Source organism: Novosphingobium sp. FKTRR1 (genome assembly GCF_020404405.1).
In the GTDB taxonomy this organism is placed as follows: domain Bacteria; phylum Pseudomonadota; class Alphaproteobacteria; order Sphingomonadales; family Sphingomonadaceae; genus Novosphingobium.
Genome location: NZ_JAIZDA010000050.1, coordinates 1 through 16,659, shown reverse-complemented (window position 1 = coordinate 16,659; position 16,659 = coordinate 1). Strand labels below are relative to the sequence as shown.

Annotated in this window: 12 protein-coding genes; all 12 read left to right on the top strand. The window is 65.8% G+C overall.

The genetic code is table 11. The annotated features are described in order from the left end of the window. The first annotated feature begins 414 nt into the window (after positions 1 to 414). The 12 genes from LDN95_RS21780 (at position 415) to LDN95_RS21725 (ending at position 16,485) form a co-directional block, all read left to right on the top strand. Positions 415 to 2,079 carry a ShlB/FhaC/HecB family hemolysin secretion/activation protein gene (locus tag LDN95_RS21780; protein ID WP_226019632.1) on the top strand — a complete coding sequence of 555 codons (1,665 nt, stop codon included), beginning with the start codon at positions 415 to 417 and terminating at the stop codon, positions 2,077 to 2,079. 219 nt (positions 2,080 to 2,298) lie between these two features. Then, entirely contained in the window at positions 2,299 to 5,013 is a 2,715-nt protein-coding gene (locus LDN95_RS21775) for a filamentous hemagglutinin N-terminal domain-containing protein (RefSeq protein WP_226019631.1), read from the top strand. 5 nt (positions 5,014 to 5,018) lie between these two features. Next, the gene (locus LDN95_RS21770; protein WP_226019630.1) at positions 5,019 to 5,732 is read left to right on the top strand and encodes a L,D-transpeptidase; all 714 of its coding nucleotides are present in this window, start codon (positions 5,019 to 5,021) and stop codon (positions 5,730 to 5,732) included. Positions 5,733 to 5,757: 25 nt separating this feature from the next. Next, complete coding sequence (locus LDN95_RS21765) at positions 5,758 to 6,207, top strand: hypothetical protein (protein ID WP_226019629.1); 450 nt, start codon at positions 5,758 to 5,760, stop codon at positions 6,205 to 6,207. Between the two features lie 209 nt (positions 6,208 to 6,416). After that, positions 6,417 to 7,118 carry a TetR/AcrR family transcriptional regulator gene (locus LDN95_RS23225; protein ID WP_305082591.1) on the top strand — a complete coding sequence of 234 codons (702 nt, stop codon included), beginning with the start codon at positions 6,417 to 6,419 and terminating at the stop codon, positions 7,116 to 7,118. Then, a complete protein-coding gene (locus LDN95_RS21755; protein WP_226019628.1) occupies positions 7,108 to 7,464 on the top strand; it encodes a cytochrome c5 family protein in 357 nt (118 codons plus the stop codon). The genes LDN95_RS23225 and LDN95_RS21755 overlap by 11 nt, the downstream gene beginning before the upstream one ends. A gap of 48 nt (positions 7,465 to 7,512) precedes the next feature. After that, the gene (locus LDN95_RS21750) at positions 7,513 to 8,916 is read left to right on the top strand and encodes a D-arabinono-1,4-lactone oxidase (RefSeq protein WP_226019627.1); all 1,404 of its coding nucleotides are present in this window, start codon (positions 7,513 to 7,515) and stop codon (positions 8,914 to 8,916) included. Continuing rightward, a complete protein-coding gene (locus LDN95_RS21745; protein ID WP_226019626.1) occupies positions 8,909 to 10,183 on the top strand; it encodes an alanine racemase in 1,275 nt (424 codons plus the stop codon). The genes LDN95_RS21750 and LDN95_RS21745 overlap by 8 nt, the downstream gene beginning before the upstream one ends. 126 nt (positions 10,184 to 10,309) lie before the next feature. Further along, the gene (locus LDN95_RS21740) at positions 10,310 to 11,191 is read left to right on the top strand and encodes a sterol desaturase family protein (protein ID WP_226019625.1); all 882 of its coding nucleotides are present in this window, start codon (positions 10,310 to 10,312) and stop codon (positions 11,189 to 11,191) included. A 161-nt stretch (positions 11,192 to 11,352) separates the two neighbouring features. Next, on the top strand, positions 11,353 to 12,525 hold the full coding sequence (locus LDN95_RS21735) for a LuxR family transcriptional regulator (RefSeq protein WP_226019624.1): 1,173 nt from the start codon (positions 11,353 to 11,355) through the stop codon (positions 12,523 to 12,525). A 220-nt stretch (positions 12,526 to 12,745) separates the two neighbouring features. Continuing rightward, positions 12,746 to 15,085: a TonB-dependent receptor gene (locus tag LDN95_RS21730; protein ID WP_226019623.1), complete on the top strand. Its 2,340-nt coding sequence runs from the start codon at positions 12,746 to 12,748 to the stop codon at positions 15,083 to 15,085. Between the two features lie 143 nt (positions 15,086 to 15,228). Continuing rightward, positions 15,229 to 16,485: a serine hydrolase gene (locus LDN95_RS21725; protein ID WP_226019622.1), complete on the top strand. Its 1,257-nt coding sequence runs from the start codon at positions 15,229 to 15,231 to the stop codon at positions 16,483 to 16,485. The last annotated feature ends 174 nt before the right edge of the window (positions 16,486 to 16,659 follow it).

Below are 16,659 nucleotides of genomic sequence, written 5' to 3'. Positions count from 1 at the left end.
GATACCGTTCCGTCACCGGCACCGCACGCCTCTCTGGCCAGTCCGCACTCAGCGCAATCCGAGACCTCGTCGACGGACGCTTCGCGGTCGCTTGATCGGCCTCATTGCCAACCACCTGAGCAGTTACCAAGTTCGGCGCAAATTTGCTATTCACTAACAATTAGTGAAACGATCCAAACTTCGGAAACGATATCACAAAATTCACAAACCAAACAATATTTTCATCTGAAAATTGGCCTTTTGACTTGGAACTTTTTGAACCTCTACGGGTTTCAATTGCAAGTTTTCCAAATTCGAAAGTTGCGACATCTGCTTGGGCGGGCAAGCGTGTGTTTCCGGTATTTCGTCACGTGCAGTCTTCACCGCTGCGTGAAGATTTCCACAGCCCTATCACGTGTCAGCGCGCGAGATTTCATGAAGACGCTCAAATATTTAGCACTCGCGCTATTTGCCCCTGCGGTGGCGCACGGCCAGCAGATGCCCAACGCGGGCTCCCAGTTGCAGCAGCTGCCCCAGCCGCAAATCCGCAACACCCCGGAGCCCGAATTCGACATCGCACCGCGCCTGCCCACCGTCGCGCCAGCACCGGGCGGCCCATCGGTCCATGTCGTGACCCTGCACGTCGCGGGAGAGGCGGCCTTCTCGGAGGCCGAGCTTGTGAAGGCGAGCGGTTTTGTGGCCGGGGCAAATCTGACGCTGCAGCAAATGCGCGATCTGGCCGCGCGGATCGCCGATCTCTACCACCGCCAAGGCTACTTTCTGGCGCAGACTTATTTGCCCGAGCAGGACGTGCAGGATGGCTCGGTCACGATCAGCGTGATCGAAGGCCACTATGGCAAGATCGACATCCACAATCAGGCGCGCATCGCTGACCAGGTTCCGGCAGGCGTCCTGCACGGGCTGAAGGCTGGCGACCCCATTATCAATGCACCGCTTGAGCGGCGGCTGCTGCTGCTGTCCGACATTCCCGGCGTGCGGGTAAAAAGCACGTTGGCGCCGGGGGCGGCGGTCGGCACGTCCGATCTCACCGTCACCCTTGCGCGCGGGCCGCTGATCAGTGGCGATGTCGAGGCGGACAATGCCGGCAGTCGCTATACCGGCATCTATCGCTTTGGCGGTACCATAAACGTCAACAATCCGCTGGGGATCGGCGACCAGTTCAGCCTGCGCGGCCTCGGCTCGGATGGCGGTCTGGCTTATCTTCGCGCGTCGTATCAGGTGCCGCTCGACAAGCTGACGGTGGGGATCGCCTATGCCCATCTGCACTATTCGCTCGGCCGCGAGTTTGCCGCGCTCGACGGCACCGGCACTGCCGACATCTTCAGCGCCTATGGCAGCTATCCGCTGGTGCGTTCGCGCCGGGCGAACCTTTATGCGCTGGCCAATGTCGACTACAAGCTGCTGCATGACCGGGTCGGCGTGGTATCGACCCATCTGGACCGGCGCATCACGGCGGCGACATTCGGTCTGGCAGGGGATTCGCGCGACACGCTGGGCGGCGGCGGGTCGAACGTCTATTCGCTTGGCTGGACGATCGGGAAACTGAACATCCGCAGCCCGATCGACCGCGCGATCGATGCGGCGACGGCCCGCAGCGAAGGCACCTATAACAAGGTTCAGGGCGGTTTCTCGCGCAATCAGGCGATCGCGGGGCCGCTGTCGCTATTCGTTTCGGTACGCGGACAGGCGGCGTTCAAGAACCTCGACAGTTCGGAAAAGATCGAACTGGGCGGTGCCTATGGCGTACGCGCCTACCCGGAAGGCGAGGCGTTTGGCGACAGCGGCTATATCGCCACGATCGAGCCACGGCTCATGCTCGGCGGCGATTCACGGCGGCTGCCGGGACGTTTCGAACTGATCGCCTTCGTCGATACCGGCGAGATCAGATTTGCGCACGATCCCTGGTTTTCCGGTTCAAATCACGCGCGCCGCTCGGGCTATGGCGTCGGGGTGAACTGGGCAGGCCCCGAAGGCTTGCTCGTCCGGGTGAGCTACGCTCGCCGCCTCGGCACCGGCCCGGCGACATCTGCCCCGATGAAGGACGGACGCTTCTGGTTCCAGGTCGTGAAGCAGTTCTGAAGCCCCGATGGTTGCATCGCGGTGCAACGTCCTCGACCGTTTGAAGGACCAATCATGAACAGCAACAGTCGCCTCAGGCGCACTTTTTCCGGATCGAGCAGTCTTGCCGGTTCACTCTGCGTCCGCTCCTTCGGCATGGGTGTGCTGGGGCTGGTGCTGCCGGTCTCCTTGCCTTTGCCGGCGATGGCCCAAACTGCAACCACAACGCCTGCAAGCACAATGTCTGCGACCACGATCTTGCCCACCGGCGGATCGGTTGCGGCAGGCAGCGCGACCATCACAACCGGGGCGGACGCGGTGACGGTGCGGCAATCCAGCCAGAATGCCGTGCTCAACTGGCAGAACTTTTCGATCGGCAAGGCGGGCACGGTCACCTTCAAGCAGCCCAACAGCAGCGCAGTCGCGCTCAACCGCGTGCTCGGCGCCGAAGCGTCGAGCATCCTCGGCACGCTGCAGGCCAACGGCAAGGTGTTTCTGGTCAACCCCAACGGCGTGGTGTTCGGCACGGGCGCGCAGGTCAATGTCGCAGGTCTGGTGGCATCAACCCTGAAGCTGTCGGATGCCGATTTCATGGCCGGGCACTATGCCTTTTCGGGCGGCAGTGGCGGCGCGGTGCTTAACCAGGGGACGATCAACGCCAACGGCGGCTATGTCGCCCTGCTCGGCGCGCGGGTCGACAACCGTGGCGCGATCCTTGCCAGTCTGGGAACCGTCGTGCTGGCGGCGGGTGAGGCGATCACGCTCGATGTCGCGGGCGACGGGCTGCTCAACGTCACGGTGGACAAAGGGGCGGTCAACGCGCTCGTTCAGAATGGCGGACTGATCGCGGCCGATGGCGGCAAAGTGATCCTGAGCGCGCGGGCGGCGGGCAGTCTGCTCGGTACGGTCGTCAACAACAGCGGGATCATCGAGGCGCGCACGCTCGGAACGCGCGGCGGCCGGATCGTGCTGCTGGGCGACATGGCGAGCGGGGCCGTGAACCTGACCGGCACGCTCGATGCGAGCGCTCCAGCCGGTGGCGACGGCGGTTCCATCGAAACGTCGGCCGCGCATGTGAATGTTGCGACGGGCGCGCGGGTTACCACTGCGGCACCATCGGGCGCGAACGGCACCTGGCTGATCGACCCTGCGGACTTCATCGTCGGTGACGGCGGAAGCATCTCGGGCTCGACATTGTCGGCGCAACTGGTGACCAACACCATCGTGATCAGCACGATCCCGGCTGCAGGCGACACGACAGTCGGCAACGGCGACATCATCATCAACGATGCAATCGCCTGGACCGCATCGGGAACGCCAACGACCTTGACGCTGAACGCCTCGCGCGATCTTGTGATCAACGCCCCGATCAGCGCCACCAAGGGCAATATTCTGGCCTGCTGCGGCCGCGACGTGATCGTCAACGCTCCCCTGACGACGGTCAACGGCAGTATTTCGCTGAACGCCGGCCAGACGGTCCGCGTTTTCCACGCGCTGACCACGACCGATGGCAACGTCCGGTTGTGTGCCGGACATGACGTCCAGATCGACGCTGCGATCACGCTGACCCGTGGCAGTGTCATTCCTGCGCAAAGCCTTGGCCTGCCGGTCGGGATGACCTTGATCGCCGGGGTCGATGGCAGCGGACCGGGCACTGCTGGCGGAACGATCATTTTTGCGGCGCTCGCCCCGCCGACAACCGTCACGGTCGCGCCGGTCAACATCTTCTACAACCCGCCATCCTATGCGGCACCGACCGACTTCTCGACCCATTTCGTGCTGACCGAAGGCGCCACCGTCACGCAGAAGATGCTGCTGTTCCCCAAGGGTGACAAAGTGGCCGACGGCACCACCATCGCCAATCTGGCGGGGTTCAACACAACGTCCACCTCGGGCCTGCCGGTCGGCGTGACGCTGGTCAAAGGCGCAGGCGCGACGGCCGTGTTCGACACCGCAAGCGTCGCCACCGGGGTGGGGATAACCTATTCCGGTTACAGCCTCGCCGGTCCCAATGCCGATCAGTATGCCCTTGTTGGATCCTGCTGCATCGCGGGCGCCAGAACCAAGGGCAACATCACGGCAGTGCCGACGCCAACTCCGACGCCCACCCCGACGCCAACTCCGACACCGACGCCGACGCCAACGCCAACGCCAACTCCGACTCCGACGCCCACGCCAACGCCGACGCCGACACCGACGCCGACGCCGACGCCCACGCCGACGCCCACGCCTACGCCGACCCCCACGCCCACGCCTACGCCAACTCCGACGCCCACGCCGACGCCGACGCCGACACCCACCCCGACGCCGACGCCGACGCCGACGCCAACTCCGACGCCAACGCCGACGCCCACGCCCACGCCAACACCGACGCCCACGCCAACACCGACGCCCACGCCGACGCCGACGCCCACGCCTACGCCCACGCCGACACCGACTCCGACGCCAACTCCGACGCCCACGCCTACGCCGACGCCAACTCCGACGCCGACGCCAACTCCGACGCCGACGCCAACTCCGACGCCCACGCCCACGCCAACGCCTACGCCGACGCCAACGCCTACGCCGACGCCCACGCCAACGCCTACGCCGACGCCAACGCCAACGCCAACGCCGACGCCGACGCCCACGCCAACTCCGACGCCCACGCCCACGCCCACGCCCACGCCAACTCCGACGCCCACGCCGACGCCCACGCCGACGCCTCCGCCGCGGCCGACGCCGCCGCAGCCGATCACCGGTTTGCCGCCGGTCCCCGAATACCCTCGGTCGCCGCCGGGCCTCGTCGTGATCGTGCCGCCACCCCCGGTGCCGCCGTTGGAGCGGATCCCGCCGCCAGTCAGTCCGCCGGTCAGCCCGCCGGTTATCGAAACGCCGCCGCCCCCACCAACGCTGCCGCCCCCACCCCCGCCGCCGCCTGTTCCGGTTCACCCGCGCAAGCCATCGCGGCACTGATCGGGATGGAGCCGGTCAAGATCAGCGTGCTGCAAGGCTGGCGCTGGGGGCCGCTTGCATTGACGGCCTGGGCCATGCCGGCGGCCGGGCAGCCCCCTGCGCCCGTTTCGGCCGCTACGTTCGAGGCGCATGCCCGGTTTGCCGATCAGGCCGCGTCGAACGACACGCTCCGGCTGACGAACTGGGTCAGCGCCAGCGGCGACAATCGCGGGCTACCGTTCGTGATCATCGACAAGATCGGCGCGAACGTGTTCGTGTTCGATGCGCGCGGCAAGATCCGGGGCGCGGCGCCAGCGCTGCTTGGTCTTGCGCGCGGAGATGATCAGGTTGCCGGGATCGGCCAGCGCAAGCTGGCCACGATCAGGCCGTCCGAACGGATCACCCCGGCGGGCCGGTTCGAAGCGGCGCTTGGCCGCGATCTTGAACAGGATCTGCTGTGGATCGATTATGACGCCGCGCTTTCTTTGCACCGCGTCATCGTCGGGAAACCTGCGGATCGGCGCCACGCCCGCCTTGCATCGCCGACGCCGTTCGACAATCGCATCACTTTTGGCTGCGTCAACGTGCCGGCGCAGTTCTATGACAGTACGATCATCCCGACCTTCAAGGGGACGGTCGGCATCGTCTACATCCTGCCCGAAATGCGCCCGTTGGAAGCGGTGTTTCCCATGGCTGCACCGCGCACCCGCACGCGCCAAGCACCCTTGGGCAGCAGGTGATGCCACAGCCCTGTCAGGCGGGCGGATGAAGCCGCTAGCCCACTACCGGCGATGGCTGTTGCTACCCCTCGCGCTCATGATCCCGAAGGTTGCAATCGCCCAGCAGGTTATCCCGCCGGGCACCCTGATGCTGGCCGGATACAGAGCGACTTGCGGCCCGGTCGGAGCGGAAGTGCTGGAGATCGACGATCTGGCGGCATCGTGGGGTGGGCGGATCTATCTGAGTCCACGCGTTTTTGCGCTGCCACGATCGCAGCAACTGTTCTGGTACACCCACGAGTGTGCCCACCAGATTTTTGGCCCGGACGAGGCGGTTGCCGATTGCTGGTCGGTTGAACAAGGCCGCATCCAAGGCTGGCTCAACAGAGCCGAATTCGCAGCGCTCGAAGCCAAGCTACGCCGATTGTCCGGCGACGCCATGCATGCGAACGGACCAATGCGTGTCGCCAATGTAAGCCGATGCTTCTATCGTTGAATATCGCTTTCAGGCGGCGTGTGACCTGCCCCTCGCAAAGCGTTCTTCACGCCTTCCCCCAAGAAATCCGCGATCTCGTGATCGGCAAGCGCCGCGATCGGCGACAGCCTTGCGCGCGCGGCATCGGCACGGGCGGATCAAGGCTTGACAGCCCGGAGCAAAACGATAGTCATCGCTATTAATCACGGGGCGATGACCGGGTAACGACGATGAATATGGCGGCAGAAGTGGCGGCGGAGGTGGCGGCGGACGCGATTGCGGTGCCCGATTTCGAACGGGCAAAGCCGCCGGTGCAAGACCGCGCGCACCGCACCAAGGAACGCCTGCTCGACGTCGCCGGAGCGATGCTTGGCGATGTCGGGATTGAGCGGATTTCCACAAACCTGGTCGCACAGGCCGCAGGGGTGACACCTCCGGCGCTCTATCGGCATTTCCGCAACAAATACGATCTGCTCGCAGCGCTCGCCGAGCGGCTGATGCAGCGGCAGAACGATGTGCTGATCGACTGGCTTGATCGCTGGAGCCGGGCCGGGCAGCCGGGACTGGCCCCCGGCCTGACCGAGCTTTTCCGCGAAACCGCGCGGATAACCGATAGCGAGCCCGGCGGTGTCTGGATCGAACGCGCGATGCGGGCGGTGCCGCAATTGGCCCCGATCCGTATCGCATCGCACCGCTATGTGACCGACCGGATCGTCGCTGCGATGATGGCGCTGACGCCCGATCAGGACGCCAGGGTGCTGTGGCGGCGGGTCCGTCTGGCCGTGGAAATCGGCTATGCCGTCGACGAGATGCTCCACGAAGAAGATCGCATCACGGCCGAGGATCTCTTCGGCGATGCCGCACGCGCGATCGCGGCGATCACGGCGGCACCGATTTCGAATGCGCAGGGGGATGCCGATCATGGCGCTTGAACGGACCGGGATCGCGGCGGCCATTCTGGCGTTGGCCGGGTGCCATCAGGCGCCCGCCGCCAAGCCGCTGACCGAGGCGCAAAGCGCGGCGCGTCAGCCGGCTTCGGCGCATCTGGCGGCGCTCTACGATGGATCGTGCCGCGCCTGTCACACCAACCATGACAGCGGCGCGCCGTTGTCGGGCGATCACACGCAATGGGACGCGCGCTGGGCCAAGGGTCCGGACGCCCTGCTGCAGAATGCGATAGCGGGGTACAACAAGATGCCCGCAGGCGGCCAATGCAGCACCTGCACTGCGGCGGATTACAAGGCCTTGATCCGCTTCATGGCCGACCAGCCGGAATAAAATCAAAACAAGGGCCAGAACAAGAGCCAGAACAAGAGGGAGTGACCGATGGGAACAACGCGCAGAGCACTGCTCACGGCAGGTGGCGCGGTCGTGGCAGGTGCCGCCGGACTGTTCGGGCGGCGCGTCTGGCTGGATCGCGAGCCGACCGCCCTGCCCGCCGTCGACAAATCCGGTCGCCTGCTGTGGCAGAACTGGTCGGGCACCGAACATGCCTATCCCGCCAATCGCGTGGCTCCGGCAAGCGCCGATGAAGCGGCACACCTGCTGCGCACGGCAGCGGGCCCGGTGCGCACGGTTGGCGCGGGGCACAGCTTTACCGGGCTGGTGCCGACGGACACCACGCTGGTCAGCCTCGACCGGATGTCCGGCCTGTCGGGGCACGACCCCGCGACCCATCAGGCGAGCATTGCTGCAGGTACGCGGCTTTATGATCTTGGCCCGGCGCTGGCGGCGATCGGTCAGGACATGCCCAATCTGCCCGACATCAACAAGCAATCGCTGGCGGGCGCAACCCAGACCGGGACGCATGGCACGGGAGCAGGGTTCAAGGCGGTGCATGGCGGGATCATCGCCTTTGACCTCGCGACCCCGCGCGGCGAGGTGCTGGAATGCAGCGCGACCAGCAACCCCGAGGTGTTTGCCGCCGCGCGTGTCGGGCTGGGTGCCTTTGGCATCATCACACGGTTCACGATGCAGAACCATCCGCTGACGCGGGTGAAAAAAGTCACGTCCGTTCGCCACCGCGACGCCTTGATGGATGGCTGGGATGAGTTGGCAACGCGCCATCGCAATGTCGAATTCTACGTCATCCCGTTCAGCCATCAGGGGCTGCTGATCACGCACGACGCGACGACCGAGCCGGTGCGCCCGCGCGGCCCCGATGCGGATACCGACGGCCTGATGAAGCTGAAGAGCGCGCGTGACCTTTTGGAATTCGCATCGCCCTTGCGCTTCCGGATGCTCGACAGCGTGCTTGCGGAAACGCCCGACCAGATCGCCGTCGACGAAGGGTGGAAGCTGCTGTCGAACGAGCGGCCGGTGCGCTTTCGCGAAATGGAATACCATCTGCCGCGCGAAAACCAGATCGCGGCCTTGCGCGAAGTGGTCGAGGCCATCGAACGCCATCGCAGCGACGTATTCATCCCGATCGAGGTGCGCAGCATCGCCGCCGACGATGCGTGGCTGTCGACATTCTACGGTCGCGAATCCGGCTCGATTGCGGTGCACGCCTATTACAAGGACGACTATGCGTTCTTCTATGCCCTGATCGAACCGATCTTGCGCCGGCATGGCGGGCGACCGCATTGGGGCAAGCTCAACAGCCTGAAACACGATGATTTCGCGGGTCTGTATCCGCGCTGGAAAGACGCGCTGGCGGTGCGCGAACACCTTGATCCGGAGGGCAAGATGCTGAACCCCTATCTCGCGAAAGTGTTTCGTCGTGGTTAGGCTATCGCGCAGGGCCGCGATCGCTGGTGGCGTGGTGGCGCTTGGCGCTGGAGTGGGCGCGGGCACGGTCGCCGCATTGCGCAGCGCCGACCATGGCGGCACCCACGATGCCTATTTCCGCAATGTTCAGGGCGCACTGGCGCAAGCAGGTCTGGCTCAGCCGGTGCTGGTGGTCGATGCCGCGCGGCTGGACGCCAATATCGCACGCTTGCGGACTGCGGTGGGTGCGGCGCACCTGCCCTTGCGCGTGGTGGTCAAGTCGCTGCCGTGCCCGACATTGCTCGATCGCGTGGCCAAAGGGCTTTCGACCAACCGCTTCATGGTGTTCAACGCACCGATGCTGGCGGCGATGCTAGCGCTGCATCCCGACGGCGATTACCTGACCGGCAAGCCCCTGCCCGCGCCGCTGGTCGCGCATCTGTATGCCACGCTCGGCGCGCCAGCCTTGGCCAACGTGCAATGGCTGGTCGATACGCCCGAGCGCATTGCCGCTTATGCCGCCATCGCCCGCGCCAATGGCTCGCGGATGAAACTGAGCTGCGAGATCGACGTCGGCTTGCACCGCGGCGGGTTTGCCGATGCCGCGGCGCTCGCCGAGGGGCTGAAGGCCGCGCAGGCAGCGGGCTGCTTCGATGTGGCCGGGCTGATGGGCTATGACGCGCACGTGGCAAAGCTGGGCGATGGCGATGCCGCCTGGGCCGATGCGCAAAGCCGCTATGCCGCCGCGATCAAGGCGCTGGCAGCGCTCGTACCGGGCGATCCGCAGCGGCTCACGCTGAACTCGGCGGGCAGCTACACGGTCATGCGCCATACGCGCGGGACCGTGGCCAACGAAGTTTCGGTCGGATCGGCTTTCGTCAAACCCAACGATTTCGACATCGCCGAAAACAAGGATCTGGCGCCCGCGCTGTTCATCGCCACCCCGGTGATCAAGGCGGGGCGCCCGCTCGATCTGCCGGGGCATGCCTACCTGAACGGTCCGCTGGCGTTCATGGACCCCAACACCGCGCAGGCGATCTACATCTTCGGCGGCCACTGGCTGGCCGACCCGGTCTCGCCGCCGGGGCTGCAGACCAGCGACCTGATCGGCCTGTCGAGCAACCAGCAATTGCTCACCGGATCGTGGCGCGTGCATCTCAAACCCGACGACAGCGTGTTCCTCCGCCCGCATCAAAGCGAGGCGCTGATGCTGCAGTTCGGCGATGTGGTGCTCTATCAGGACGGACGGATTGGCGATCGTTGGCCGGTGTTTCCCGCTTCGGCCTGACACCGGCGCGGTCGCCGTACGTCACCTGACGTATCGGCGGCGGGCACGGTTGCGGGCACCCTCATTGCGATGGTATCTGAACGGTTCGGGGCCTTTGGACAGGGGCAGGTCGAAAAGGGGCGGGGCATGGCTGAACAGGGCGTCAAGCAGGTGGTGTTCCGCTACATTCAACCGGCAACGGTGCTGGCCATCGTGCTGTTCTGGGGGCTCGCGCCCGAGCGGCTGACCACCAGCGCGTGGACGCTGCTGATCGCGGTCGGGTTGTGCAAGCTGGCGATCCTTTCGCTTGAGCAGGTCAACGAGCGCCACGCCGCCTGGCGCATGACCCGCACCGAACTGCTGACCGACCTGTTCTATGTGGCGATGGTCTATACCCTGATCCGCTATGCCCGCATCCACTGGGGCGATCCACCGGTTGAGGCGGCCAAGCACGCCATCGGCATCAGCACGCCATGGCTGGAACACGCGCCGTTCGTGCTGCAAGTGGCGCTGGTGCTGTTCCTGTTCGAGTTCGGTCAGTACTGGATGCACCGCGCGATGCACAACTGGACGCCGCTGTGGCTGGTCCATGCGCCGCACCACTATGTCACCCAGCTCAATGCGCTGAAGGGCGCGGTGGGCAATCCGATCGAGCTGTTCCTGATCAGCCTTGGCATCGTGGCGTTGTTCGACTTTTCGCTGCCCGCGCTGTTCTGCGCCGCGCATGTCGGCACCATCGTTGCCGCCTTTGCCCATGCCAATGTCCGGTTCGATCCGCCACGCTGGTATTCCTATGTCTTTACCACCATCGAGCACCACAGCCTGCACCACTCGGTCGATTACGAAAGCACCCGCTGCAACTATGCCAATGCGCTGATCGTGGTGGACCGGATGTGCGGCACCTTCCACGCGGGCGAGGCGGTGGAAGTGGGTCAGGACGGGCGGCGGCGGCTGTCGATCCTTGACGTGATGGCGTTCCCGTTCGTGCCGCTGGTGGCGCGGTTCCGGAATGGCCGGACGGCTGGCTGAGGCGGCACTCTGTCTGGCCAGTGCCCTTGCGGGTGCCCCTTCAACGCAAAGCGCGACGGCGGGCCATTGCCACGCTATGATCACAGCAAGGTTGCCTGCACGAACGTGGCGGCCATGACTGGCAGAGGAATCATCATCGTGGCTGGCAAGACAGGCTAGATATGGGTTCGCGCGGAATCCTCGACGACCGCCTGCTGCTCGGGCTTTATGGCGCGATCGGGCCGGATGGCTGCTGGACCGGGTTCCTCGACCAGTTGCGCGGCGCGCTGGGGGTGCGCAGCGCGGTGGCGCAAGTGCTGTCGGTCACCCCGTGCGAGTTGCGGCAGGTGTGGACCCGGCGCGACCCGGAATCGCAGCGGCTCGCCAGCTTGCACGATTCGTGGGCCAATTCGCCCGCCAATCCGCGTTTCAGCCGCGCCCGCCCCTTTCCCGATCACGCCGACCTGTCGATCAGCAGCGATCACCGCACCCCCGATTACAGCGATCAGGACCGCGAGGTGCTGCGCAACGGACTGGCGCGCTGCGGGCTGGGTCAGGCGTTCTGGATCAGCTTGCGGCTGGGCCGGGCGAACCGCCTGTCGCTGATCTTTCACCGCGAGCCGGGCGATGATCGCGACATCGGCGCGCAAGAACTTGGCCTGCTCGAAGCGCTGGCACCGCATCTCGATCAGGCTACCCGGCTGTGGAGCAAGCTGGACGAGGTCACCCGCCGCGCGCGGCTCATCGAGCGGGCGCTCGACAATTCGGGCCGGGCCATGCTGGCCTGTGATCGTGCGCTGCATGTGGTGTGGGCCAATGCCACCGCGCGGCACTTGCTCGATGGCCACCCCACCTTGCGCATCCGCGATGGGGTGCTGACGGCAGGCCACGTGCGCGACCGCGAGGCGCTGCGCAAGCTGGTGAGCGCACCCGACGAACAGGCGGTGCATGTGCTGGGCGAGACGGGCCATGATTGCCTGCACGTGCGGCCGCTCGCGCCCGATCGGGTCGATGCCGGGGTCGGCCTGCCCAGCGATGCGGTGATGCTGATGCTGTCGGGCCCGGCGCGCACGGCGGTCTATGACGAGCGCGAGATCGCCCGCCTGTTCGGCCTGACGCCGGCCGAAGCGGCGCTGGCGGCAGCAATGGCGCGCGGCGAAACGGTGGCCGACTATGCCACCGCGCGCGGGCTGGCCGAAGGCACCGCGCGGCTTCACCTCAAGCGGGTGCTGGCCAAGACCGGCACCGGGCGTCAGGCCGAACTGGTGCGCCAGATCGGCGCTTCGGTGGCCAGCGTGCGCGAAACCCCCGGCCCTGTGGCCGATGACACCCGCCTGCTCTGGTCGGCGCGTTAGCCTGATCTAGGCGCGCGCGCAGCTCCTGCGCGCCCTTTTGTTATCTGCGATCACAATTCCGACCGGCATATCCCATTTGGGGGACGCGGCGCTGTCGGTGGCGGGGTTACGCTGCCCCAATCGGACGCACTTCAGCCATGAACCCGGCCGAAACCACCGCAGCGACGATGCCAAAAAGCACGCCTGCGCGCCATCTCGGCCAAGAACACATGAGGGAACGATGACCAAGCGCCCAAGCCACCTGCATTCGACCACCGCCTCGCTGGCGGTCGCCCTTGCCTCCGTCGCGATTGCCGCCGCCTCCCCCGCCAGCGCGCAGGCCCAATCGCAGGCCGCCGCTGCCGACACCACCGCCGTGGCTCCGGGCGAGATCGTGGTCACCGCCACCCGCCGTGCGGAATCGCTCAGCAAAGTGCCGCAGTCGGTCACCGCACTCAGCCAGACCTCGCTCGACCAGCGCGGCATCAAGGACATGTCGGGCATCGTGCGCCAGACGCCGGGCATCCAGTTCGATCCCAGCGGCTTTGGCAACCAGAACAACATCGCCATTCGCGGAGTCAGCTCGACCGTCGGCGCGGCGACCACCGGCGTCTATATCGACGACACCCCGATCCAGAGCCGTCAGGTCGGCTATTCGACCACCAACGCCTTTCCGGCGGTGTTCGACTTGCAGCGCGTCGAAGTGCTGCGCGGGCCGCAGGGCACGCTGTTCGGCGCCGGGTCCGAAGGCGGCACCGTCCGCTTCATCACCGGCCAGCCGAGCCTGACCGACACCCGCATCTATGCGCGCGGCGAGGCCAGCAGCACCCAGGGCGGCGCGATGTCGGGAGAGTTCGGCGTGTCGGGCACGATGCCCTTGATCACCGACAAGCTGGGCCTTTCGGCCAGCATCTGGTTCCGCCGCGATGGCGGCTGGGTCGATCGCAAGAACGGCAATCCGGCGCTGGCCAACGCGCCGCTGCTCAAGGACGTGAACACCGCCGAGACGCAAGTCGGCCGCTTCGCATTGCGCTGGACCCCGGTCGAAGGGCTGGAGATCACGCCCTCGCTGTTCTACCAACGCCGTACCGCGCGTGACAGCGACAACTATTGGGAAACCCTGTCCGACCCCAAGAACGGCCAGTACATCAGCGGCCAGCCGCAGGCGACGCCCGACAACGATCGCTTCTACTTGCCCGCGCTGGCGATTTCGTACGACTTCGGTTCGGTCCAGTTGATCAGCAACACGTCGTACTATGTCCGCGATCAGCATGCCGAGATCGACTATTCGACGCTGTGGCCTGCGGTGTTCGGCGGTGCCTCGTTCATCGACCCGGCCTATCGCGCGACCGCGCTGATGCGCAACGACCAGCGCACGTTCACGCAGGAAGCGCGGCTGCAATCGACCGACAGGAACGCGCGACTGACCTGGGTGCTGGGCGCGTTCTATGCCAAGTCGGTGCAGCATTTCCGCGAGAACGTGGTCGATCCCGACTTCGGTTCGATCTTCGGTGGCATCCCGCCCGAAGTCATCTTCGGCGTGCCGCTGGTCGACGGCCAGTATTCGCTGGCAGGGTCGGGGCGCGGTGCGGACGAGCAGCTTGCCGGTTTTGCCGAGGGCACGTTTGCCATCACCCCGCAGTTGAAGATCACCGCAGGCTTGCGCGTGTCGCACACCAAGTTCGAGGGCGCCTCGGTGTTCGACGGGCCGGTCTCGGGGCTGCAGTTGCAACTGCCGCAGCAAGTCACCGAGAACCCGATCACGCCCAAGGTCTCGGTCAACTGGCAGGCGACGCCCGACGTGCTGGTCTATGCCACGGCGGCCAAGGGCTATCGCATCGGCGGCACCAACGCGCCGGTGCCGCTGTCGGTGTGCGGCGCCGATCTCAACGGCTTCGGCTTCAGCAACGTGCCGCAAACCTACAAATCGGACAGCCTGTGGAGCTATGAAGGCGGGGTCAAGGGCCGGGTCAGCCGCGCGATCAGCTTTGCCGGCAGCGTGTTCCTGGTCGACTGGAAGGACATCCAGCAGAACGTCTATCTGCAGCATTGCGGCGCGCAGTTCACCGCCAATCTGGGCAAGGCGCGCAGCAAGGGCTTCGACCTGCAGGTTACCGCCAAGCTGGCGGAAGGCCTGACGCTCGACGGGACGGTCGGCTATACCAATGCCACGCTGACGCAGAACGTGGCGGGCGGCGCGCTGGCGACGGCGGGCGACCACCTTGAAACCCATCCGTGGACCGCGACCATTGGCGGCAATTACGAAGTGCCGATCAACGACGAGGCCACCGTCTATCTGCGCGGCGATTATCAGTACAAGAGCCGGGGCAAGCAGACCACCGTCACCGATCCGCTGACCAATGCCTATGACCCCGGCGCCATCCGCACCCCGCAACTGAGCTTTGCCAGCTTGCGGCTGGGCTGGCGCAAGGGCCCCGCCGATGTCTCGCTGTTCGTCGACAACCTGACCAACAACCGCTCGCGCGTGTCGCGCCAGATCGAGGTGTCGGGCGTCGGCTCGTACCGATCGATCACCTTGCGCCCGCGCACCTTCGGGCTGACGGTGCTGCTGCGCCAGTGACCGCCAGAGAACCTCGAAGCTCCGAACCACGAAGCTGCGAACCACGAAGCTGCGAACCACCAAGCATACAAAGCAAGATGAGAGGCTCCGTTTTACCGATGCGACAATGGCTTTTTGGAACCGTGGCGAACGCCTGTGCGCTCGTGTCCCTCCCCCTTGCGGCCCTCCCGGTTGCGGCCCTCCCGGTTTCGGCGCAGGCGCAGACCGCGCCGGTGCATGTCCTGCCCGATGGCAGCGTGCCGCCGGGGCTGCGCGCGGCACGCACCCACTTGCTCGACGCGCCGGTCAACATGCTGACCTTCCATTCGATCGACCAGTTGTTCCAGACCCGCCCGGTACCGCATGCCGGGCCGGTGGTGGCGCTGCCGCGCGCCGATGCCGCGCTGCCCGCCGCCGTGATCGAGGGCAAGTCGATCACCGAGGATGCGTGGGAGGACCGCACCTTCTCCAACGCGTTTCTGGTGATGCGCGATGGCAAGATCGTGCACGAAAGCTATCGCAACAACACCGACGAGCGCACGCATTACATCTCGTTCTCGATGGCCAAGTCGATCACCTCGATGCTGGTCGGGGCCGCCGTGGCGCAAGGCGCGATCGCCAGCATCGACCAGAAGGCCACCGACTACGTGCCCGAACTTAAGGGCTCGGGCTATGACGGGGTGACCATCCGCCAGTTGCTGCAGATGCGTTCGGGCGTCGATTACGAAGAGCGCTACGACTTCGGGCAGAACCCCAGCACGGCGGCGAAGATCTTCCTCAACGCCATCGTCGCCAATACCGAACGCTTTGCCGACACCGCCACGCGCGTCGGGCGCAAGGTCGCGCCGGGCAGCCACTTCAACTATTCCACGCTCGATACCTCGGTGCTCGGCTGGATTCTGGAGCGCGCGACCAAGCAGCCGCTGGCCGAATTCACCACGCGGGTGCTGTGGCAGCCGATGGGCATGGAGTCCTATGGCTTCTGGATGGCCGACGGACCGCCGGGCACGGGGCGCGAGCTGAACGGCATGGGCTACAACGCCACGCTGCGCGACTTCGCCCGGCTGGGCCAGATGATGCTCGACAAGGGGCGCTTCAACGGCAAGCAGATCCTGCCCGCCGACTGGGTGGCGCAATCGACCGCGATGATCCCCAACGCCGATGCCGGCACCCCGCCCCCGCCGCCCGAAGTGACCAATCCCTTCGCGCGTTCGGGCTATGGCTTCCAGTGGTGGAAGCTGGACGATACCGGCGCCTATACCGCGCTGGGGTTGCAGGGGCAGTTCATCTATGTCCATCCCGCCACGCGCACGGTGATCGTCAAGCTCAGCTACTTTCCGCCCGAAGGCTCCCCCGAAAGCGACCGCGCGCTCGAGGAAACCCTGTCCTATTTCAAGACACTCGTGAACTGGCGCGGCTGACCTGAACCGCAAGTCCTCCCCCGGTGGGGGAGGACTTCCACGCGGATGCCGGACACGCGAAAAATCCGGGCGCTACCCCGGACCATTTGCGTAAGGAAAACAAACCAATCAGGATCACGCGACCGGTGCGGCGCCAGCCATGGCGCTGCGGGCAGGAGCGTGCGTTGCCGTGTG

Bases quoted from the DNA above. Each gene is read 5' to 3' on its own strand.
- LDN95_RS21780 (WP_226019632.1), top strand. From the start codon at position 415: ATGAAGACGCTCAAATATTTAGCACTCGCGCTATTTGCCCCTGCGGTG.
- LDN95_RS21775 (WP_226019631.1), top strand. From the start codon at position 2,299: ATGTCTGCGACCACGATCTTGCCCACCGGCGGATCGGTTGCGGCAGGC.
- LDN95_RS21770 (WP_226019630.1), top strand. From the start codon at position 5,019: ATGGAGCCGGTCAAGATCAGCGTGCTGCAAGGCTGGCGCTGGGGGCCG.
- LDN95_RS21765 (WP_226019629.1), top strand. From the start codon at position 5,758: ATGAAGCCGCTAGCCCACTACCGGCGATGGCTGTTGCTACCCCTCGCG.
- LDN95_RS23225 (WP_305082591.1), top strand. From the start codon at position 6,417: ATGAATATGGCGGCAGAAGTGGCGGCGGAGGTGGCGGCGGACGCGATT.
- LDN95_RS21755 (WP_226019628.1), top strand. From the start codon at position 7,108: ATGGCGCTTGAACGGACCGGGATCGCGGCGGCCATTCTGGCGTTGGCC.
- LDN95_RS21750 (WP_226019627.1), top strand. From the start codon at position 7,513: ATGGGAACAACGCGCAGAGCACTGCTCACGGCAGGTGGCGCGGTCGTG.
- LDN95_RS21740 (WP_226019625.1), top strand. From the start codon at position 10,310: ATGGCTGAACAGGGCGTCAAGCAGGTGGTGTTCCGCTACATTCAACCG.
- LDN95_RS21735 (WP_226019624.1), top strand. From the start codon at position 11,353: ATGGGTTCGCGCGGAATCCTCGACGACCGCCTGCTGCTCGGGCTTTAT.
- LDN95_RS21730 (WP_226019623.1), top strand. From the start codon at position 12,746: ATGACCAAGCGCCCAAGCCACCTGCATTCGACCACCGCCTCGCTGGCG.